The 20438-nt window shown below is 33.0% G+C and carries 21 protein-coding genes; 10 read left to right on the forward strand and 11 right to left on the reverse strand.

Translation table 11 applies throughout. The features are described from left to right. From DMB95_RS07715 to DMB95_RS09580, 10 genes are all read left to right on the forward strand, one after another. Nucleotides 1-594, forward strand: a complete 594-nt coding sequence (locus DMB95_RS07715; RefSeq protein ID WP_142931585.1) for a DedA family protein — start codon at nt 1-3, stop codon at nt 592-594. Then, nucleotides 591-2066 (forward strand): leucyl aminopeptidase, encoded by a 1476-nt coding sequence (locus DMB95_RS07720; RefSeq protein ID WP_142931586.1) that lies wholly within the window; start codon nt 591-593, stop codon nt 2064-2066. The genes DMB95_RS07715 and DMB95_RS07720 overlap by 4 nt, the downstream gene beginning before the upstream one ends. Then, nucleotides 2063-3166: a redox-regulated ATPase YchF gene (gene ychF / locus DMB95_RS07725; RefSeq protein WP_142931587.1), complete on the forward strand. Its 1104-nt coding sequence runs from the start codon at nt 2063-2065 to the stop codon at nt 3164-3166. Before DMB95_RS07720 ends, ychF begins: the two co-directional genes overlap by 4 nt. 177 nt (nt 3167-3343) lie before the next feature. Then, nucleotides 3344-3820: a hypothetical protein gene (locus DMB95_RS07730; protein ID WP_142931588.1), complete on the forward strand. Its 477-nt coding sequence runs from the start codon at nt 3344-3346 to the stop codon at nt 3818-3820. A gap of 188 nt (nt 3821-4008) precedes the next feature. Continuing rightward, nucleotides 4009-5058: a flagellar basal body P-ring protein FlgI gene (locus tag DMB95_RS07735; RefSeq protein WP_142931589.1), complete on the forward strand. Its 1050-nt coding sequence runs from the start codon at nt 4009-4011 to the stop codon at nt 5056-5058. Further along, entirely contained in the window at nt 5058-5405 is a 348-nt protein-coding gene (locus tag DMB95_RS07740; protein ID WP_162056962.1) for a hypothetical protein, read from the forward strand. The genes DMB95_RS07735 and DMB95_RS07740 overlap by 1 nt, the downstream gene beginning before the upstream one ends. Nucleotides 5406-5462: 57 nt before the next feature. Beyond that, the gene (locus tag DMB95_RS07745) at nt 5463-5660 is read left to right on the forward strand and encodes a flagellar biosynthesis anti-sigma factor FlgM (protein WP_137633606.1); all 198 of its coding nucleotides are present in this window, start codon (nt 5463-5465) and stop codon (nt 5658-5660) included. A gap of 48 nt (nt 5661-5708) precedes the next feature. Next, a complete protein-coding gene (gene flgN / locus DMB95_RS07750; RefSeq protein WP_137633605.1) occupies nt 5709-6143 on the forward strand; it encodes a flagellar export chaperone FlgN in 435 nt (144 codons plus the stop codon). A gap of 10 nt (nt 6144-6153) precedes the next feature. Beyond that, the gene (gene flgK, locus DMB95_RS07755; protein ID WP_185906687.1) at nt 6154-7986 is read left to right on the forward strand and encodes a flagellar hook-associated protein FlgK; all 1833 of its coding nucleotides are present in this window, start codon (nt 6154-6156) and stop codon (nt 7984-7986) included. Further along, a complete protein-coding gene (locus tag DMB95_RS09580) occupies nt 7987-8739 on the forward strand; it encodes a TIGR02757 family protein (protein WP_185906688.1) in 753 nt (250 codons plus the stop codon). A 12-nt stretch (nt 8740-8751) separates the two neighbouring features. On the opposite strand, the gene DMB95_RS07760 is transcribed toward DMB95_RS09580, so the two are convergent. The 11 genes from DMB95_RS07760 to DMB95_RS07805 all read right to left on the reverse strand — a co-directional run bounded on the left by DMB95_RS07760 (nt 8752) and on the right by DMB95_RS07805 (nt 20437). Beyond that, the gene (locus DMB95_RS07760; protein WP_142931590.1) at nt 8752-10209 is read right to left on the reverse strand and encodes a glycosyltransferase family 8 protein; all 1458 of its coding nucleotides are present in this window, start codon (nt 10207-10209) and stop codon (nt 8752-8754) included. A gap of 16 nt (nt 10210-10225) precedes the next feature. Then, on the reverse strand, nt 10226-10957 hold the full coding sequence (locus DMB95_RS07765; RefSeq protein WP_142931591.1) for a TylF/MycF/NovP-related O-methyltransferase: 732 nt from the start codon (nt 10955-10957) through the stop codon (nt 10226-10228). A 129-nt stretch (nt 10958-11086) separates the two neighbouring features. Continuing rightward, nucleotides 11087-11758 carry an acylneuraminate cytidylyltransferase family protein gene (locus tag DMB95_RS07770; protein WP_142931592.1) on the reverse strand — a complete coding sequence of 224 codons (672 nt, stop codon included), beginning with the start codon at nt 11756-11758 and terminating at the stop codon, nt 11087-11089. Between the two features lie 9 nt (nt 11759-11767). Beyond that, on the reverse strand, nt 11768-12346 hold the full coding sequence (locus DMB95_RS09775; RefSeq protein WP_238386989.1) for a polysaccharide deacetylase family protein: 579 nt from the start codon (nt 12344-12346) through the stop codon (nt 11768-11770). Beyond that, the gene (locus DMB95_RS09780; RefSeq protein WP_238386991.1) at nt 12333-12719 is read right to left on the reverse strand and encodes a hypothetical protein; all 387 of its coding nucleotides are present in this window, start codon (nt 12717-12719) and stop codon (nt 12333-12335) included. Before DMB95_RS09780 ends, DMB95_RS09775 begins: the two co-directional genes overlap by 14 nt. Continuing rightward, entirely contained in the window at nt 12716-13621 is a 906-nt protein-coding gene (locus tag DMB95_RS07780) for a formyltransferase family protein (protein ID WP_142931593.1), read from the reverse strand. Before DMB95_RS07780 ends, DMB95_RS09780 begins: the two co-directional genes overlap by 4 nt. Continuing rightward, a complete protein-coding gene (locus DMB95_RS07785; RefSeq protein ID WP_142931594.1) occupies nt 13551-14675 on the reverse strand; it encodes a hypothetical protein in 1125 nt (374 codons plus the stop codon). The genes DMB95_RS07780 and DMB95_RS07785 overlap by 71 nt, the downstream gene beginning before the upstream one ends. Then, complete coding sequence (gene neuC, locus DMB95_RS07790; protein ID WP_142931595.1) at nt 14675-15790, reverse strand: UDP-N-acetylglucosamine 2-epimerase; 1116 nt, start codon at nt 15788-15790, stop codon at nt 14675-14677. Before neuC ends, DMB95_RS07785 begins: the two co-directional genes overlap by 1 nt. After that, on the reverse strand, nt 15787-16836 hold the full coding sequence (gene neuB, locus DMB95_RS07795) for an N-acetylneuraminate synthase (RefSeq protein ID WP_142931596.1): 1050 nt from the start codon (nt 16834-16836) through the stop codon (nt 15787-15789). Before neuB ends, neuC begins: the two co-directional genes overlap by 4 nt. A 20-nt stretch (nt 16837-16856) precedes the next feature. Next, the gene (locus tag DMB95_RS07800; protein ID WP_142931597.1) at nt 16857-18374 is read right to left on the reverse strand and encodes a glycosyltransferase family 8 protein; all 1518 of its coding nucleotides are present in this window, start codon (nt 18372-18374) and stop codon (nt 16857-16859) included. A gap of 11 nt (nt 18375-18385) precedes the next feature. Beyond that, on the reverse strand, nt 18386-20437 hold the full coding sequence (locus DMB95_RS07805; protein WP_260604839.1) for a glycosyltransferase family 2 protein: 2052 nt from the start codon (nt 20435-20437) through the stop codon (nt 18386-18388). Nucleotide 20438 lies beyond the last annotated feature (1 nt).

A 20438-nucleotide genomic window follows, 5' to 3' on the forward strand; every position in this document is an offset into this window, starting at 1 on the left:
ATGGAAGAGTATTTAAAAGAGTTGCTGTATAACTACCAGCATTTAGCCTATATTATCATTTTTTTATGGTGTATTTTAGAAGGCGAACTTGCTTTGATTTTGGCTGGAATTTTTGCTCATGAAGGGCATGTAAATTTAGCTATGGTTATCTTTGTAGCTGGGCTTGGTGGCTTTGTGGGCGATCAAATTTATTTTTATATAGGCAGATATAACAAAAAATACATTCAAAAAAAGCTTCGCTCCCAAAGGCGAAAATTTGCAGTAGCGCATTTACTCTTACAAAGATTTGGCTGGCCTATCATCTTCATACAAAGATATATGTATGGCTTTAGGACGGTTATTCCTATGAGTATAGGTATCACTCGTTATAGTGGGAAAAAATTTGCCTTTATCAATCTCATCTCAGCTTGGGTTTGGGCGGCTATCACCATACTTTTGGCTTGGTTTTTTGGAGAAGAAATTTGGAAATTCGTTAAGTGGGCTGAAGAGCATTGGTATTATGCAGCTATACTTATCATCAGCTTTTTATCTTTGATGATTTTTGGTTTTAAACAAATGGAAAAAGCGATATTAAGAAAAAGGAACAGAAAATGAAATTTGAACTGAGTGAAAAAAAACTTGAGGCTATAAAAGCTGATTTTGAACTTGTTTTTGTGCAAGAGAAAAATCTCAAGCCTTTTAAAGAAAGCAAGGCTTTGTTTGACTTGCAAGAGTATAAAGGCGAGGGACTTTGCCTTGATATAAATAACAAAAAGCTTTTTGTAGAGCTTAAAAGTCTTGAGTATGAAGACATTCGCTTAGCTTTTGCAAATGCGTATAAAGCCTTAAAAATGCTTAATATTAAAAGCATAAAAAGCCCTTGTGTAGTTGGAAAATGCACTTTTAGAAGCTTTGCGAGTATAGTTGAGGGCATTGAGTTTGCAAGCTATGATTTTGATAAATACAAAAGTGAAAAAAAGCCTACTAAACTTGAAACCCTCATCATCTCAAAAGATGAACTTAATGGCAAAACTTATGAAGCAAAAGATGCAAAAGAGGGCTTAGAAGCTGGCAGAATTTTAAGCAAGGCAAGTCATTTTACCAAAGATATAGTCAATGAAATCCCAGAGCTTTACACTCCGCTAAAAATGGCTGAAGACGCTCAAAAACTAGCAAAAGAACATAAAAATATCACTTGCAAGGTGTATGATGAAAACTTCCTTGCCAAAGAAAAAATGAATGCCTTTTTAGCGGTAAATAAAGCCTCTATCCACCCACCTCGCCTCATTCATCTAAGCTATAAAGCTAAAAATGCTAAGCAAAAGGTAGTATTTGTAGGCAAAGGACTTACTTATGATAGCGGAGGTTTGAGCTTAAAGCCGGCTGATTATATGCTGACTATGAAAGCAGATAAAAGCGGAGCAGCTGCAGCTATGGGTATCATCAAAGCTGCAGCTGAACTTGAACTGCCTTTTGAAATTCATGCGATTTTAGGAGCAACTGAAAATATGATAGGAGGCAATGCCTTTAAGCCAGATGATGTACTCATCTCAAGAGAAGGTGTGAGTATAGAGGTAAGAAATACAGACGCTGAGGGGCGTTTGGTTTTGGCTGATTGTCTTTCTTATGCTCAGGATTTAAAGCCAAATTTACTCATCGATATGGCAACCTTAACAGGAGCTTGCGTAGTAGGACTTGGAGAATATACAAGTGGCATTATGGGCAATAACGAGGACTTGCAAAATGACTTTTATCAAGCGAGCAAAAAAAGCGGAGAATATGCTTGCGTTTTGCATTTTAATCCTCATCTAAGAGAACTTATCAAATCAAATATAGCTGATGTAAGTAACACAGGCACAAGCAGATACGGCGGAGCCTTAACAGCTGGGCTATTCCTTGATAAATTTGTCCGCAAAGAGTATAAAGATAAATGGCTTCATCTTGATATAGCAGGACCTGCTTATGTGGAAAAAACTTGGGGCTATCAAAACTTTGGAGCAACAGCAGCTGGGGTAAGAATGTGTATAGCGTATCTTTTAGAACTTGCAAGAAAAGATGAAAAAGAGAAAAAGGGCTTAAAAAAATGAACCTTTCAGTAGGTATAGTAGGCTTACCAAATGTTGGTAAATCCACGACTTTTAATGCCTTAACCAGATCCCAAAATGCTCAAAGTGCAAATTATCCTTTTTGCACCATAGAGCCAAATAAAGCCCTTGTTAATGTGCCAGATACTAGGCTAAAAGAGCTTGCTAAGATAGTAAATCCTCAAAAAATCTTGCATTCTGTGATAGAATTTGTAGATATTGCAGGACTTGTAAAAGGAGCGAGCAAGGGCGAGGGCTTGGGTAATAAATTCCTCTCAAATATAAGAGAAACCGAGGTGATCTTGCACCTTGTGCGTTGCTTTGATGATGGAAATATCACTCATGTTGAAGGCGAGGTTGATCCTATAAGAGATATAGAAATCATTCAAACCGAGCTTATCTTAGCTGATATTGAACAACTTAGCAAAAAAATAGAAAGGCTAAACAAAGAAGCAAGGGCAAATGCTAAGGGTGCAAAAGAAAGCCTAGAGCTTGCTAATGCTTTGTTAGAGCACCTCAATAAAGGCTTAAGTGCAAGCAGTTTTGAAGACAAAGAAAATGAAGTTTTTAAAAGCCTTAACAAAGAACTTCGCTTGCTTTCAGCCAAAGAAGTGATTTATGGGGCAAATGTTGATGAGGCGAGTTTAAGCAAGGAAAATGCTTATGTAAAGGCTGTGAAAGAATACGCCAAAACGCATCATCATGAAGTGATCATGTTGTGTGCAAAGATAGAAGAAGAGCTTGTTGGACTAAGTGAAGAAGAAGCAAACGAGCTTTTAGCATCTTTAGGCGCAAAAGAAAGTGGCTTAAATAGTATCATTAAAATCGCTTTTCATAAACTAGGGCTTATTAATTATTTTACCGCTGGTGAGATAGAAGTAAGAAGCTGGACTATTTATAAAGGCGATAAAGCCCCAAGAGCAGCAAGCGTTATACACAATGACTTTGAAAAAGGTTTTATCAAGGCTGAAGTGATAAGTTATGAGGACTTTATCGCTTGTGGGGGAGAAGCCAAAGCAAAAGAAGCTGGCAAACTTCGCCTTGAAGGCAAGGACTATGTGGTTCAAGATGGCGATGTTATGCATTTTCGCTTTAATGTATAGCTAGAATTTGTTTCTCTGGCTTGTAAATTTATAAATTTGGCGAGCCAGATTTTACATACTTTAAAAGCTTATCTTTTTGTAAATTTGAAAAATATTTTCAAGAAAAGCAAATTTGCATTGACTTTTTGTTTTTTTTTTTTTGATAAATTTGAAATCATTTTTTTACAAAGGATTTCTATGAAAAGTTTAAAACTTTTAACTTCAACCCTCATCTTAGGTGCTGTGCTTACAGCTTGCTCTTCTGATTCAGACTCTGGAAATTTTAAACCAAAAAATGAAATTCAAGAAGACATTCTTACATTGTATGTAACTAAAGAAATGGATAAAGCTCAAAAAAACAAAACCTTAAGCTATGAAGAAATAAAAGCAAAATACAATATCCCAACAAATGCTAAAATTTGTAAATATGAGAGTATTTCTGGCTATGTATATAACATAGTATTTGCTGATAGTGTAGAAGAATATGAAAATTTCTTAAAGTCTGGCAAGTATGATAGAATTTATATCCCTATTTTTTACATAAATCATTATGTTATTGGCGGAAAAGAGGGTGAAACAAAAGATTCTTTTAAAGTTATGGATTATAATAATAAACTTTCATTGCAAGATAATGAATTTTCAGCATCAAAAATCGATCCAAAAACTTGCGAATAAACAAAAACAAGAGGCAAATTCTGCCTCTTGAAAAAATACAACTCTTAAAATTCAGCCATAACACATAAAACAAAAACTATATTTTAAATTTTAAAAAGATACAACAACGCACACAATTTCTTTAATACTTTTAAAATTGGAACGAAAATTGCTTTTAAGCTTTTAAATTTAAAGACAAGGAAAGACAAATGAAAGCAGCGTTGATGATACTTGCACTTTGTATCGCAAGCTTTGCGGTGCAGGTTAAGGATGTGGCAAACACCGTTGGGGTGCGTGATAATCAGCTTATAGGATATGGGCTTGTAGTGGGGTTAAATGGCAGCGGAGATGGCACAAACTCACAATTTACCATTCAATCCATATCAAATTTACTTCAAGGTATGAATATAAAAGTCAATCCAGACGACATAAAGTCTAAAAACACCGCAGCTGTTATGGTTACAGCAAAATTACCGGCTTTTGCAAAAAGTGGGGATAAACTTGATATAACCGTTTCTTCTATGGGCGATGCAAAGTCTTTGCAAGGTGGCACACTTTTGCTTACAGCATTAAGGGGGATAGATGGTGAAATTTATGCTATCGCTCAAGGCGTTGTTTCAACAGGAGGCATTACAGGAGGAGCTGGCGGACGCGGCGGCAATCACTCTACAAGCGCTTCTGTTTTAGCTGGAGCAAGTGTTGAGCGAGAAATTCCTCAAAATTTCAGTCAAAATGATAATCTTACTCTAAGCCTTAAAACAGCAAGCTTTAAAACAGCAAATGATATAGAAAAGGCATTAAATTTCGCTTTTGATAGCGAGATCGCTCAAGCACTTGATTCACGCACCATTCGCCTTACAAAACCAGATGAAGTTTCATCGGTTGAATTTATGGCAAGGGTTTTAGAACAAGACATAGACTTTGTGCCAGAAAATAAAGTCGTTATTGATGAGCGAAGTGGAACTATCATCTCTGGAGTAAATGTCGAGGTTGAGCCTATCTTAATCACGCATAAAGAAATCACCATCAAAATAGAACCAAACACTCAAGCACCACTAGCAGCAAACGAACTTGATATGAAAGATGGCGGTATCATCGATCCTACATCAAATACCCTAAGGATCAACGCAAATAAAACAACCGTAGCAAATGTAGCAAGAATGCTTAATAAACTCGGTGCAAGCCCAAATGATATTATTTCTATCATGCAAAACCTCAAAAGAGCAGGGGCTATTAACGCTGATTTGGAGGTGATTTGATGAAGGTGGATAATTTTATGGCAAGTTTTAATGCTCATACGCCAAATTTATATAGTGCTAACGCGAGCAAGGCTTTTAAAAATGAGGTTGAGTCGAGCAAAACACAAAGCCAAACACAAGAAGATGTTGAGTTTGATAAGGCTTTAAAGGAGCAAACTGACGCGTTTGAAGCCTTTTTGATTAAAACCGTGCTTGATATTTCGATGAAAAATAAGGCTTCGATTTTTGAAAAAGATGCAAGTGATGATATCTATACTTCTATGTATAATGATACCATGAGTAAGGCTTTAAGTGGTGGAATGGGCTTTTCGCAATTATTGTTTAATTTTTTGAAAGAAAGGGCTTAAGTTTTTTCGCATTTAGTCGATCTAGCTTGTAGAAAAGAATACTTAAGGGAGTCTAGGATGATAAATGCGCTTACACAAAGCTTCGTAGGAAGCACGGCGACAAATGTTTCGCAACTAAATAAAGAGTCAAAAACAAATGAGACTCAAAAAACGGAAAATGAAAGGCTATCAAAACTAGCCGATCAGATCAAAAAAGGCGAATATAAGCTTGATATGAACGCAACCGCTCAAGCTATCAGCGATTCGCTACTTTAACAAGATCATTTCCCTTTTTTTGAGTTTGGGCTCTAAGAAAGGGAAAAAATGATCAAGGATTATCTTCGTAAAAGCAACGAGCTTTTAGACGAGCTTATCTCTCAAACGCAACTTGATATAGCCAATATCAAAGAAGGAAAACACAAAAGTGTTCCTGAAAGTGTTGAAAACAAAAACCGACTTATAGCTGAATTTAAGGCTGTGAAAAAACAGCTTGATGATACTCTTATTTCTTTAAGTGATAATGGGAAGAAAAACCTTGCTGAATTGCTTGATGAGGAGGATAAAGCTGAACTTGGAAATTTTAAAAACAAGCTTGAAAGCCTCCATACTATCAATAAAGAATACGCCAAACTTGTAATCGTTGTAAAAAATTTCTTTGATGGACTTTTAAACAATATGTTTGATCAAGGAAGTGGAACGAATAATGCTTATACAAATTCAAAGACAGATGTAGCTTCTCTTTTTAAGCTCAATGTATAAAGGATAAATCATGAGTATATTTGCTACTTTAAATAAGGGTGTTACAGGATTAAAAGCCTCAGAAATTCAAATCGCTACTGCAGGAAACAACATCTCAAATACCAACAGCACTTTTTATACGCGTCAAAGAGTGATACAAACGACTGCTGGGCATTATAATGTGCAAGGTGGCTTAGAAATCGGTATGGGGACAAATGTCGAAACCATAGTTAGACTCCACGATGAATACTCTTATAGCAAGCTAAAAGATGCAAGCACACAGCTTGAATTTACAAACTATATGAAAACGAAGCTTGAAGAGATAGCCAAGCGCTTTCCGGATATACAAACAAATGGTATTTTAGCGGATTTAGAAGCATATAATCAAGCATGGAATGATCTTTCTTCAGCTCCAAATGATGGTGCGGTTAAAGAAAATTTAGTCAAAGTTGCTCAAAGTTTTACAGAGCATTTAAATAGCACTTATAAAGATATGCTTAAGATCGAGCAAACCATAAATGATGAGATTAAACTTACGGTTGATGAGATTAATTCTATAGGCGAAGAAATCGCTAATATCAACAAGCAAATCGCCAAACAAGAAGTGCTTGATACAGATCACGCAAACGAACTTAGAGACAAGCGAGATGAACTTGAACTTACACTTTCAAAACTTGTTGATGGTGTGGCAACGAAGACGATTATGGGACAAAGCAGCCAGCTTGAATCAACCATGACAGATGGGGGCAAATACTATAATCTTACCTTGCACGGACATGTGATCGTAAATGGCTCAAATTTCGTTCCATTGAAAATCATCACAGATGAAGTTAGCGGAAGTCATAAAATCGTCTATGAAACAACTGATGAAAGGATTACTGATCTTACGACAAGAATTTCAGGCGGTAAGCTAGGCGCACAGCTTGAGCTTCGAGGAAGAACTTATATCAAAGATGAGCAACGTTATGATGGTGGTATGATTCAAGAATATAAAGATATGATGAATACTTTCACAAAAACACTCATTACACAAACAAATAATATCTACGCTTCATCAGCAAAAAGTTCTCTAAGCTCAGATACCCTGCCTCATCTTGATAATAATACAAGTTTAATAAGTTATGATAAAAACATACAAATAGGCACTTTTGATTTGGTGTTGTATGATGATAAGGGCAATAAAGTCAATACTAAAACTATTACCATAGATGTTAATACAACTATGCAAGATATTGTCAATCAAATCAATTCAAACACCGATGATAATGCAAATAACAATGGACTTGATGATATAGATGATTATCTAAGAGCGACTTTTAATTATGATACTCGAAGCGAATCTGGACTTTTTCAAATCAATCTTATCAATCCAAACTATAAAATCGCCATAGAAGATAAAGGCACAAATTTCAGTGGCTCTTTAAATATAGGTGGTTTTTTCAGTGGCTCAAGCGCAAGTGATATTCGTGTAAAAACAGAATACCTAAGCGATCCAAGCAAGCTTAGAGCAAGCTATAATGGTGCTGATGGGGGCAATGAAGTAGCAAATGCCTTACAACAACTTCAGTATGATGAGGTAAATTTTTACAATGAAGATGGCACTATAGTCAAAAAGTCTTTGGACGGATACTACCGCCTTTTTACAGGAAAAATCGCAACTGATGGCGAGACAAACAACAACACTCACGCTACAAATACGACTTTGTATAATTCTGTGTATGAAGAATTTCAGTCTTTAAATGGCGTTAATACAAACGAAGAATTAGCAGCTCTTATTCAATATCAAGCAAGCTATGGAGCGGCTTCAAAAGTCGTTACTACCGTCGATCAAATGCTTGATACCTTGCTTGGACTTAAGTCATAAGTGCTTGCTTTAAAGAAAAGGCTAGAACACTTTGCGCGTGAGAAAAACACGCTTGAAGCTCTAGCTCTTGCTCCTGATCCTTTGCAGATTGCTAAAGTTCATCAAGATGAGCTTATAAGTCTTATCTGTGCTTTATTTGCGTATGGCAATGCTAAAAATATAGTGAATTTCTTGCAAAAACTTGATTTTTCCGTGCTAAAACTTGATGAAAAGGCGATAAAAAGCTATTTTTCACAAGCTAAACTTAAATATCGCTTTGAAAACAGCAAGGATATAGAGCAAATTTTCATTACCCTAAGACGTTTCGTGCAAAAATACACACTTAAGGATTTTTTCACAAAAAACTATCAAGAAAAAGGCATGATATACGCACTTAAAGCATTTATTGATGAAATTTATCGTTTGAATCCATATAGAAGTTATGGCTATGAGTTTTTCTTTTCAAAGTCTTTTTTAAACGAACCAAAATCACCCTTAAAACGTTACAATATGTATCTTCGCTGGATGGTGCGAAAAGATGCCTTAGATATGGGGCTTTTTGATGAAATCAAAGCTAAGGATTTGTTTATCCCGCTTGATACACATACGCACAAAGTCGCTTTAAAACTAAAACTTATGCAAAGAAAAAATTATGATTTTAAAGCCGTGCTCGAGCTTACTCAAAATTTGCGTCAATTTGATCCAAACGATCCTATAAAATACGACTTTGCACTCTATCGCTTGGGACAAAGTAGAGAGTATATGAGTTTGTAAAACTTATATATTTTATTTATTTAGCTTATTTCGTCTTAATTTTTTTATCCTAGGCACATCGATAAAAATGAATTTGATAAGCCCCCCCCCCTTCCAGCGATTATTATAAGCTTTAATAAAAGCTTCACCAAGTTTATATGATAAATGTTCTTTAAGTTTTAAAGCTTCTTTATAGTCTGCATAAGTTTCAAGTGGAGGAAGTTTTAAGCTTGGATTGTTTTTTATTTTTTCTTGATAAATTCTTTGTTCTTCTTTATGTTTATCTTTGATATAAGATAATACATAAGGCATTCTTATATATCCAAGTAAAGATTTTGAATTTTCTATCATCACCATGCCCATTTTATATGAAAGATGATTATAAATTCTTTGTTTTGCACCTGTTCTTATCAGCAATTCTTGTGCAAGTTTTTGTTCTGTATGTTTATTTATGGTAAGTAAATTGATCTTTTCTTGTTCTAACTTTTTCTTTTCTTGGGCGAGTTTTTGTAATTTGTAAGCAAAATCTACATTAAGCTTGATTTTTTCATCTAAAAGTTCTTCTTTGAAAACAGGTGTTTTAGAAGCCATCTCCCACCACAAATCAAGATAGTTGTTATAATAAAATATGCTATCAGCATAGCCTCCACGAAAATTCATATAATCATAAAGCTGTAGCCAAGGCTTAGGACGTATATAATGAATGATTTTTACTCTTTGTTTAAACTGCTTGAAATCCTCGTAAGCAAAGATATCTTTTTTATCTGAATCATGAGTTTGAAGCCAATAATTATAATATATTGGAATTTTTAAAGTATCATTAGCACATATTGCATTAAATATATCTTGATCGGAGTAAATTTTTCTATTGGGATTTTTAGCAAATTCTAAGCATTTTTGCTTTAAAGTTCTTGCATTCCAGTGTTTGAGATTAAAATAAATAAAACCAGAATTTATGCTAAGATTGTTTGTATTATTTTCAAATATATAAGCTGTTATTAAGCTTTTATCTTTAAAATCAAGGCTAAAAAGCATTCTTATGTCTTTCATTACAAGCATATCAGCGTCGATAAAAAGGCAGGTTTGAGCTGATACAAAATCACCCACAAGTAAATTATAATATGCTGCATAGCAATTTTTCCATTTTGGCACTTTAAGTTCTTCTTCAAAAAGTTTATCATCAACAAGATGAATTTCAAGCTCGCAAGGATATATTTTGTTTAATTCATCAATGCAATTTTTAAGCTTTGCTCTTGAATGCTCACTGATGGCATTGATGATGATATGAAAAACATAGCCTTCTTTTTGCTCAAGCTGACTTAAGCTTTCATAGTCCAATCTTGCATAATTTTCAAGCTCTTTATCTAAGGCTAAATGAGTAAAAAAATCCTTAAAAACAAGAGTAGTATCAGTATGTTTAACTATGCTTGTCATAGTAACAGCACAATATTTAATGTATTTTTCATCTATGGTAAAAGCGATGTGAAACATTTGTTCTCCTTTAAATTTATGTTTTGACAAAAATTACCCAGTTACCAATGGCTAGTGGTATAAAATCAAGTTTGTATTTTTCACTAAACTCATCAACGGCTTTTTTTACTCCGCTATGTAATGAAAAATATCCAGCCACGCAAAGCACCCCATTTTTCACTAAACGAGGATAGAAAAACTCTAAACCCTCTAATACAGGATTGTATAAATCCGGATCAAGATTAACCAGACAAAATTTTTCATTTTCTAGCCCTTGTGTGGTTTGTGGAAACCAACCTTGCTTGATAATGACTTTTTGAGGGTTTGGCATTTTGCTTAAAACCAGCTCTTTAGAAGTATTGCTTAAATGCCCTTCTCCAAATTCTTTGGCAAAAATATTGTCTCCTTTTTCAATATCATCTTTTGCATAGCCTTCAAAGGTATCAAAAAGATATAAGCTTTTATCTGGAAAGTATTTATTGAATCTTTTTGCAGTATCGCCTTGATATACACCAAGTTCAGCTATGCTTCCTTTAATATCCTTTTGGGAAAAAATTTGAGCTAATTTAGCTAAAAATTTTTCAAGTGGTTCATAATAACTTTGATAAAAAGGATTAATGATCTTATCTTGAGCTATGTTAAACTCATCTTTAAGTTGCTTTATAATGTCTTCTCCACAAACTGAAGCTACAAAAATTTGATCAAAATTTGTTTGTGTTAAGATTTGAGGTGATTGCACCATAAAGCTTTTTTCTTGCAATTCAATCATCGTGCCATGCTTTTTTGAATCATTATCCACAAAAAAGAGTATTTCATACCCCCCCCCCCAGCCTATTATTTAAAATTTGAGCAGCGACTTCTCTACCGCCAGTAGCTGCACCAAAGATGATGATTTTTTTCATTGTTTCTCCTTTAAAATTTGATTTGCTTTTTCTAAATCCTCTTTAGTATTTATATCAAGACTTTCTTTTTCGCTCATTATATAAGGCAGGCTTTTTGGGATTAAAAAGCTTTTGTGTTTTTTAAAAAGTTCTGTTTTTACTATATAAATTGCACCATTGCTCATAAAAACTTCAGGCAAAGCTTGACGAGGTGTGAAAGGAAAGTCATTATTACAAATTCCTTTTAAGTCCCCATTTTCATCTAAGATAAAAGCTTTTAACAGCTCTTTGTCAGCTAGCTTAACACTCATTAAGCTATTGGCATGTTCGCTTTGAAATTTATGAAAGGCTTCATCAATGTGCTTGTGTGTTCTAAAAGGTGAAGTTGGTTGAAGTAGGATAATATTTTCAAAGCCCTCAAAATGTGTTAAGGCGTGCAGTATCAAGCCATCGCTTCTAGCGTTATCTGTTGCAAGTTCTTGAGGGCGAAGCAAAGGTTTAATGTTGTTTTCTTTAGCATAGGCTAGATATTCTTTAGAATCACTACTTAAAACAATTTCATCTATACAAGTAGCTTTTTTAGCTGCTTCAAAAGTGTAATAAAGTAAAGGCTTGCCATCAAGTAGGGCAAGATTTTTGTTCTTTATGCCTTTTGAGCCAGCCCTTGCTGGGATTATCGCTAGAGTCATGACTTTTCCTTAACCAAAACTGGCTTTGCCAAAGTCAAATTCGTTACAATCATATCTTGGCAGAGCTTGCGGACGCATTTTTAAGTCCTCTAACTTTGTATCTCTTGATTCTACATTGAAAGAAAAAGCTACACCAAATTCACTTAAGCTTTTTTCAGTAAAGTCTGTAAAGGTGTGAAATCCCCCATAAGGATAACAAAAAAGCTTTGTTTCAAGCTTTGTCAAAAGCTGTTCTAAAAAATCAAAAGAATGATGAATTTCTTTGATTTGCTCATTTTCACTCAGCTTTGAAAAGACAAAATGCTTAACGCTATGAGAGCCAAGTATCATTTTGTTTTCATGCATTTTTATAAGTTCTTTTTCGCTCATATAGAGATTTTTAAATATAAGCTCATCATTTGCAAATTTTTTCACAAGTTCATCTAAAATTTGTTCCCTAAATTCATATTTTATATAATAATTAAACATCTTTTTAAAATCCTGCGTTGCTTCATCATTATCTTGTTTTGTGTAGGTTTTGGCTTTGAAATTTTCTAGCTTATCCATTTCAAGCATATTTTCACAAACTAAGTTCCTAGCTTCTTCCATCAAAGCCCCCCCCCCCTATCTTGCCTAGTAGATAATGAATGCGGTGCACATCAAGTGCTTTTTGTCTTTCATACACTCCTGTTGGGATAAAAAATAAACCAAAAATTCCTCTTTTTAAAAATTCTGGTAAAACAAAACTATAATGATCGATAAAGCCATCATCAAAGCTGGGTAAAATTTTATTTTTTACTTTAGCAAAGATATGTTCATCATGAGGATTTTCACAAAGCGCTAAAAAATCCTCATATTTTACAAAGCCAAATTTTTGCTCAAAAAAGTCAAGCTGTTTTTTAAAATTTTCAACTGAAAGATAGCGAAAATATGGGAAGTTTTTATCGCTTTTTCTTACATAGTGATACATTATGGTTTTCATTGTTTGTCCTTTGTTAGAGCTGGATTTTCTAGGATTGAAGCTTTTTGCGATTCTGGTTTTTGTAGGTATTTTTCTACCAAATTATTGGCAAAATTATCATACATTTTCAATGTGGCTTCTAGGGTAAAATCTTTCTTTTTATAGAGCTTACCGCTTTTTTTGTCGTTTGGCTGTTTTAGGGGAACTAAGTTTTCATAATTTTTAATTAAGTCCTTATAGGTGCTTGCAACTTTAGCAATTAGCCTATTGCCTATTTTATGGCAGTCATCATTTATGCAAACTTCAGCACGAATTTGATGGATAATATCACCTGTATCAATGCCTTTGTCTATATACATAAAGCTTGCACCTACAAATTCTGGTTCATTATTTACAAGAGGAAAAAAATTCGTTCCACTGCCTCTATAATATGGAGATAAGCCCAAATGCACATTTAAAAAAGCCTTGCCAAAAAAATCAATCAATGGAGCTTCTATCAAAGAACAACCATAAGCTATAAGCAAATCAGGCTTTAAATCAATGATCTCATCTATAAATTCTTGATTGTTAATAGCTTTATCTGGTATAAAATGAGGCTTTGATAAATCAGGACTTAGATCAACAAAGGCTTGAAAAAAATCCTTTTCACTTTGAAGTCTTAAAGCAAGATGCTTTTCTTGCAAGTCTTGTGCATTTGTATATGTATATGCTTGAGTGTTTTTTAGCTCACAATAGCTTTTTAAAACCTCAATTTCACTATCTAAAGCTATCGCTTTACGCATAAAGCTATGTCTTAGCTCATTGCTTGTAAGTATAATGATTTTTTTCATAGCAATACCCCAGTAAAGCACTTTAAGCACATAGTAAGTTCTTAAAATGATAAGGGTATGGAGGATAAAAGCTAGAGCTTTTGAGCCTTTCATGAATTAAAGCCCCCCCCCCAGAGCTTAAAGGAAGTATATTTGGTCTATCTTGATCGCCATCAGCCTTACAAAGTATATAATCTTTAGCTTCGGTTTTATAAGCAAATTCTATATTTACATTTTTTTTCTCAAAGGGTTCAAAATAATTTGGCACTAAATCCTGTTCATTTTTACATATAAAACCAGCTTTTAGAATTTCACTTGCATTTTCTGTATAACAAAGTAGATCAAGGTATTCACACTGCCTTTTTTGAAGTAGGGTTTGAAACTGAGCATAAAGATTGTTTGGGAAAGTTCCTGCAAAATCAACTATTCTTAAACATTTTGCCCCTTGTATTTTGTTTTCTCTCATAACTAGAATACATTGTAAAAAATCTTTTTCAAAAATTCCAAAGAATTCATATGTATAAAAGGGATGTTTTTCATATCTATTGATAAAAAAATCCAAACTTTTTCGTGGTGAATGAGCTAAAAATAACTTTGTATTTTTAAAAGAAGCTAAAGAAATTTGTTCTATTTTATGAGTAGATGAGGAGCTTAAAGCTTGTAAATTTTGAGAAAATGAAGCGATTTTAAAATCCTTTAAAGTCTCATTTTTGATATAAAAATGTTGTAAAAAATCGATTTTATATTTAAACGCCTTGTAAATTTTTTTTGCATCTTCACTAATGCCTATTATACCAATACTTGAAGGCTCAAAGCATTTGATAAAATGATAATACAATTTTAAGCCTATGCCATGTTTTGCAAATTCTTTCTTTACCATCCAAATAGCTAGCCAATACTCATTTAAGCTTTTTAAGCTTATATCATACTTACTTAGTGGGATAAAACCAAGTATGGCATCAAATTCCTTGCTTTGAGTGTTGAAGGCTACGACAAAATTATATCTTTTGTTTTCTTTATCTAAATGCTGAAAATCAAGCAATTCTTTAGAATGAGCCAGTATATGCCCTTTTTTCCAGTGATTTTCTATGAAATTCATGAGTAGATCAGCTTCATCTATATGGCAAAATCGTATTTCATGCTGACTTGCTTGCTTAATATCATTCATCATAACTCCTTAAACACTTTTTGCTTAGAAATCTTAAAAAAATCCCCTTTTTCAAGATGAGTAAAAAACTCTTTTGAGCTATTGATAAGCTTTGGTTTTTCTTGTTTGGTATTTTTATTTTTATGCACATTTTCTATGGCATTTAGAATTTTTTCTGCTTTTGCTGGCACTTTTGTTACGCTTTGAGAGCCTGATCTGTTATTTTGTCTTGATCCGACTAAAATTCCTGGTGTTTTAAGATATAAGGCTTCTTTAAGTATGCAGCTTGAATTGCCTATGATAAAATCAGCATGTTTTAAAAGAGTGATAAAATACTCAAAACGCAAAGAAGAAAATAGTCTAAAATTTGGTAAGTTTTTAAGCTCTTCATAGCTTTGCATGATAAACTCAAAACCTAAATCATTATTTGGATAAATCACTATATAGTTTTTAGCGCTTTGTTTGAGGGCTTTTACAAATTCAAAGGCTTGCTCTTTCATAGAGTTAAACTCGGTTGTAACAGGGTGAAGTGTAGCGATAGCATAATTTTGAAAATTTATTTCATAATAGCTTTTTGCTTGTTCTAGTGAGACTTTATTATTAGCTAAAATTTCAAGGTCTGGAGAACCTATGATAAAAATTGATTGCTCATCTTCTCCAAGTTGCATAAGGGTTTTTTTAGCCTTTTCATCATTGACTAAATGAATGTGAGCGAGTTTTGAGATAGCATGTCTTAAACTATCATCTATAGTGCCAGAAAGCTCGCCTCCTTCAATATGAGCTACAAGTATGTTGTTTAATGCTCCTACGCTTGCAGCAGCAAGTGGTTCTATCCTATCGCCATGAACCACGATGAGATCAGGCTGTATTTCAACAACAAATCTTGAAAAACCATCTATAGTAGAGGCTAAAGCCTTATCCATTTGATAATATCTATCATGGTTTATAAAGCGGAATATATTTTTAAATCCTGCCTTACTTACCTCATCAGCTGTAAAGCCAAAACCTTTGCTCATATGCATGCCTGTTACAAAGATAAAAAGCTCAAAATTTGGAGCTTCTTCAACTTTTAGCATTAAGGATTTTATCTTTGCAAAATCAGCCCTAGTGCCGGTTACAAAAACTATTTTTTTCACTCAAAATCCTCAAATTGCAATTGCGTGTCATGAGTTATATCTTTTTTAGCTTTTTTGCCAAGTATGCTTTCATAATGCTTAGCATGAATTCCGCCTTTGCCAGGTCTTTTTACCCAAATATTTTCCTTGCTTAAAAGCTCTCCTTTTTTAATATCTTTTATACTTACAACGCTTGCAAAAGCAAAGTCTATGGTAACTTGTTCCTCTGTTGCTGCTTGCTTTAATGCCCCATCTCCTCTCATTATACGCATTTGCTCACTTTGTATAATAAGCTCTTTTAGGGCATGTTCATCCATTGAGCAAACTATATCTGGTCCCTCTCTATGCATAGTATCAGTAAAGTGTCTTTCTAGCACACAAGCTCCAAGTGCAACTGCTCCAAGGCAAGCAAGATTATTTAAGGTATGATCGCTTAATCCTACAAGGCAGTCAAATTCTTTTTCAAGTTCTTTCATAGCATTTAAACGCACGAGCTTTTGTGGGGTAGGATAAAGATTGGTTGTGTGAAGCAGGACAAAAGGCACTTCGGCTTTTCTTAAGATAGCTACGCTTTCTTTTATATTTGCAAGTGAGTTCATGCCTGTGCTTAAAATCATAGGCTTTTTAAAGCTTGCTATGTGTTTGATTAAGGGATAATTATTGCATTCTCCAGAGCCTATTTTATAAGCTAAAACACCCATATCTTCAAGTCGGTTCGCTGCAGCTCTTGAAAAAGGTGTGCTAAGATAGACAAGTCCTTTACTTTCACTATACTCTTTTAATGCCCTTTCATCTTTTTCATTTAAAGCACATTTTTGCATGATTTCATAAATGCTAATTTTTGCATTTCCAGGTATTACACTTTTTGCAGCTTCACTCATCTCATCTTCAACAATATGAGTTTGATGCTTTATGAGCCTAGCTCCAGCACGAGCTGCACTATCTACCATAAGCTTTGCAAGCTCTAAACTACCATTATGATTAATGCCAATTTCAGGCACAACAAGAGGCTGTGTATCTTTTGATATGGTAATTGAAGCTATTTTAATCTCTTTTGCATTTTTCATCTTTTATTTCTCTTTATTTTTTACTCATCTTTAAATTCTTTTTTTATCTTAGGCATATCGATAAAAAAGAATTTGACAATCCCCCCCCCCCAGCGATTGTTATAAGCTTTGATAAAAGCTTCACCTAGTTTGTATGGAAGCTGTTCTTTAAGCTTTAAGGCTTCTTTATAGTCTGGATAGGTTTCTATATTTTGTAATTTTAGTTCGGGTTTCAACTCTATGAGAGTATTATAAATGTTTTGTTTTTCTTTGTGTTCTCTTGAAATTTGCTTGATCTTAAAAGGAAGTTGGAGTATTTGCATCAAGTTTTTTGAGTTTTTTATCATTATTTCACCAAGTTTATAACTAAGTTGGTTTTTGATTTTATAGACTGCTCCTATATTTGAAGTATTTTTTTGTTTAGAAAATTGAATAATGGAATTTTGTAATTGTGCAGCTTTGATATTAATATCTCTAAATCTAAGTTGTAGCAATTGCCTAAGATCGTTAAGTTGATTTTCTTTAAGATTTTTTTTGATATTTTGCAATTCATCACAAAAAATAGGAGTTTCTAAGGCTATTTCCCACCATTTTTTTCTATATTGGTAGTGTAAAGGAATTAAAGAATTGTAATTAAGCGTTTTGTATAAAGAACCCCAAGGATTTGGAAAATCTCCTCCACCTGTAAAATGGATGATTCTTGGATTTTCTAATTCATGTTCAAAATCCAGTTTGGTCATATCATAATGAGCATTCTTTTCTGGTTTTGGTATATCATTGAATGAGTTGTTGTCTATATTTGCTGTTCCAAAAGTTAAATTCCATCGTAAAGGTATAGTTAAATATCTATTATTAGTTGCAGTAATGGCGTTGATCGCACATTCATCACCAAGGTGATTTAAATGAAATTTTGCCATAAATTCAAAACACCTTTCTTCGATTTTTTCTTTTCTCCATAAATCTAAATCAATAAACATAAATCCAGTATTAAAATGAAAAGGTTCAAGTTTAAAATCATCAAGATGTTTTATTTTAGCTTTTAAAGGAGGGTATTGTCTAAAACATCCTACAGCAGCAATTATTTTATTGCACAAATCAAGTGTAAAAATTTCTCTTATATCTGAAACTGCTAACATATCCACATCTAAATAAAGACATTTTGAAATTTCATTTGGCAAAGAAGAAGCCATTCTTAATTTAAAATATGCCAAGTGACTCCCTTGTATTTTAGGCAAAGAGTATATTTTTAAAAAAGTATCATCTAAAGTGTAGATTTTTATCTTGCAAGGATAAATTGTATTAAGTTCGGCTTCAAATTTTTCCAATTTAATTTTGTTTTCATTTTTAATGCCATCTGTAAGAAGATGAAATACATATCCTTCTTCACATTCGTGTAAAGATTGGTATCCAAGTTGTTTGAAGTTTATTTTATTTGTAGCTGTTTCATTAAAAAAATCTTTAATTTTTTTTAATGAGTTAGTATTTTTGATTATGCTGGTTATTAAAACTGCGACGTATTTTACATAATTATCATTGAGGTTAAAAACAATATGAAACATAGATTTCCTTATCAATTTGTATAGACATCTTTAAACAGGCCTTTTAATCCTACAGGATTTAAAGATATAATTTCTATATCTGAATAAAATTTATCAAGTATAGGTTTAACAACCATTGTCCATTTTCTTTCTATGGTTGAGTATAGATGCTCATAAGATGCATTAATACTAGCTTGGGAAGTTGAAATGTGCGTATTATTACAATCACAACCTACTAGATAAATTCTTTTTGGCTGGGTATAGCAAGCAAATTGTAGGGCTGAAAAAATGACACTATATAAATCTGCTAATGGTTCATGAGATAGATCATAACACCATAAATCACCTTGTTTTCGTATAATATAAGGAGAGACATTTTTATATCTATAAATTCCTCTTAAATGGCGATAATGCGTAGGATTACTTAGGAATGTTGTCGGTAAAATACCCATAAAAAATTGTATATTAGGATTCTCTGCTATGTATTTAATCAGCTCCCAATCTCCTTCGGGATATAAAGCGTGATGACAAAATATATAATCAAAATTTATATTTTTCATATGAAAACAACGATTAACCCCTATGTGTATAGCATTTTTGATATGATTGGTGTATAATTTTGCAGATTCACCATTGCCAACTATGACAATATCTTTATTTTCAAAAGCAAAATTATATTGAGAAAAAATTTGCTTGTGCATAGTAGCTGCTAGTATATCAGCTCTATTTTCGTTCATTTTTTCAGTTATAAATTTGAGTTCGTTAAGTATTATTTTATTGATTTCATCTTGAGTGTAAATTTTATTTATTTTACGTTTATACCACTTGTAGATTTTAACTAGTTGAAATGGTAGACAAATCATACCCCAAAAGCTAGATGATTGAACAAAGGTATTTCCAAGTTTGTAGGTAAGAGTTTGCTTCATTTCCACAGCTTTTGCATAGTCATTATATCCCTCTAAAGGAAAATCTATTTTTATCTTTTGATGGGAAGCGGCAATTTTAGCAATAATAAAAGGAAGCCTTAATATACCTTTTGCAGATTTATAGTTTTGTAAAATAGCCTCTCCTATCTTCCAGCTTAAATGACTCTTAATAACGCCTTGTGCATTATTAATTTTTATTGCTCTTGATAGAATAACAGCTTGTTGATAGTCATTTTTTAATACAGCTTGTAAAAATTTTTTTCTTAATTCTCCTATAAATGAATCTTTATAGAAACACGAAAAATGAAATCTTTCGTTTATGTTAAAATCTAAAGCAAATTGTCTTAATTTTAAGAAAAAATCTTGTTTGTATTGATCATCTATATTGGAAAAATATCTAAAGGCTGTTAATATTGTGCCATATACTATTTCTTCTTGTAGTAAATTATATAAATCATATTTTTTAAATATAGATACCGTTTCTTTAAGAGAGGGAATGATTTGAAGTAACTTATTATCACTTCTTGTTCCTATGGAAGAAGCATTTGGATTGTCAATTCTATAATGATAGACACAAGAATCAATTTTACACATTTTTTTTGCTTCACATAAGGCATTAGCCCAAAAAGGAATATCACAATAATATCCAGAGCCCCCAAAATCTACAAATCTTAATTGTCCAAGACTTTTTCTCTTGTATAACTTAACCCAAATTGAACTATGCATCAAGAGAAATTGCGGATAATCCCGAATATTAAAAATTGGTTTTTTTACAAATTTGCATATATCAAAATTCGGTCTAATGTTTTCACTTGTATGCCAAAAAAACATACCTATACAAATATCACAATCAAGTTGGACAATCTTATTGCACAATTGCTCATACATATTAAGCTCTATAAAATCATCACTTTCTACAAAGCCTATATAATCTCCACTAGCTAAATCTAAACCCGTATTATAGGCTGATCCCAAACCACCATTTTCTTTATGTATAACTTTAATCCTCTTATCTTTTAAAGCATATTCATCACAAATTGCATCACAGTTATCAGTAGAGCCATCATTGACTAATATAATCTCTAAATTTGTATAAGTTTGATTGACAATGCTATCTAAACATTCTCTAAGGTATTTTTCTACATTGTATATAGGCACG

Origin of the sequence: Campylobacter sp. MIT 12-8780 (assembly GCF_006864535.1) — a bacterium.
Lineage (GTDB): Bacteria > Campylobacterota > Campylobacteria > Campylobacterales > Campylobacteraceae > Campylobacter_D.

What these genes read in the sequence shown, in the direction of transcription:
- DMB95_RS07715 (WP_142931585.1), top strand. Translation starts at nt 1, where the DNA reads ATGGAAGAGTATTTAAAAGAGTTGCTGTATAACTACCAGCATTTAGCC.
- DMB95_RS07720 (WP_142931586.1), top strand. Translation starts at nt 591, where the DNA reads ATGAAATTTGAACTGAGTGAAAAAAAACTTGAGGCTATAAAAGCTGAT.
- ychF (WP_142931587.1), top strand. Translation starts at nt 2,063, where the DNA reads ATGAACCTTTCAGTAGGTATAGTAGGCTTACCAAATGTTGGTAAATCC.
- DMB95_RS07730 (WP_142931588.1), top strand. Translation starts at nt 3,344, where the DNA reads ATGAAAAGTTTAAAACTTTTAACTTCAACCCTCATCTTAGGTGCTGTG.
- DMB95_RS07735 (WP_142931589.1), top strand. Translation starts at nt 4,009, where the DNA reads ATGAAAGCAGCGTTGATGATACTTGCACTTTGTATCGCAAGCTTTGCG.
- DMB95_RS07740 (WP_162056962.1), top strand. Translation starts at nt 5,058, where the DNA reads ATGAAGGTGGATAATTTTATGGCAAGTTTTAATGCTCATACGCCAAAT.
- DMB95_RS07745 (WP_137633606.1), top strand. Translation starts at nt 5,463, where the DNA reads ATGATAAATGCGCTTACACAAAGCTTCGTAGGAAGCACGGCGACAAAT.
- flgN (WP_137633605.1), top strand. Translation starts at nt 5,709, where the DNA reads ATGATCAAGGATTATCTTCGTAAAAGCAACGAGCTTTTAGACGAGCTT.
- flgK (WP_185906687.1), top strand. Translation starts at nt 6,154, where the DNA reads ATGAGTATATTTGCTACTTTAAATAAGGGTGTTACAGGATTAAAAGCC.
- DMB95_RS07760 (WP_142931590.1), bottom strand. Translation starts at nt 10,209, where the DNA reads ATGTTTCACATCGCTTTTACCATAGATGAAAAATACATTAAATATTGT.
- DMB95_RS07765 (WP_142931591.1), bottom strand. Translation starts at nt 10,957, where the DNA reads ATGATTGAATTGCAAGAAAAAAGCTTTATGGTGCAATCACCTCAAATC.
- DMB95_RS07770 (WP_142931592.1), bottom strand. Translation starts at nt 11,758, where the DNA reads ATGACTCTAGCGATAATCCCAGCAAGGGCTGGCTCAAAAGGCATAAAG.
- DMB95_RS09775 (WP_238386989.1), bottom strand. Translation starts at nt 12,346, where the DNA reads ATGGAAGAAGCTAGGAACTTAGTTTGTGAAAATATGCTTGAAATGGAT.
- DMB95_RS09780 (WP_238386991.1), bottom strand. Translation starts at nt 12,719, where the DNA reads ATGAAAACCATAATGTATCACTATGTAAGAAAAAGCGATAAAAACTTC.
- DMB95_RS07780 (WP_142931593.1), bottom strand. Translation starts at nt 13,621, where the DNA reads ATGAAAGGCTCAAAAGCTCTAGCTTTTATCCTCCATACCCTTATCATT.
- DMB95_RS07785 (WP_142931594.1), bottom strand. Translation starts at nt 14,675, where the DNA reads ATGAATGATATTAAGCAAGCAAGTCAGCATGAAATACGATTTTGCCAT.
- neuB (WP_142931596.1), bottom strand. Translation starts at nt 16,836, where the DNA reads ATGAAAAATGCAAAAGAGATTAAAATAGCTTCAATTACCATATCAAAA.
- DMB95_RS07800 (WP_142931597.1), bottom strand. Translation starts at nt 18,374, where the DNA reads ATGTTTCATATTGTTTTTAACCTCAATGATAATTATGTAAAATACGTC.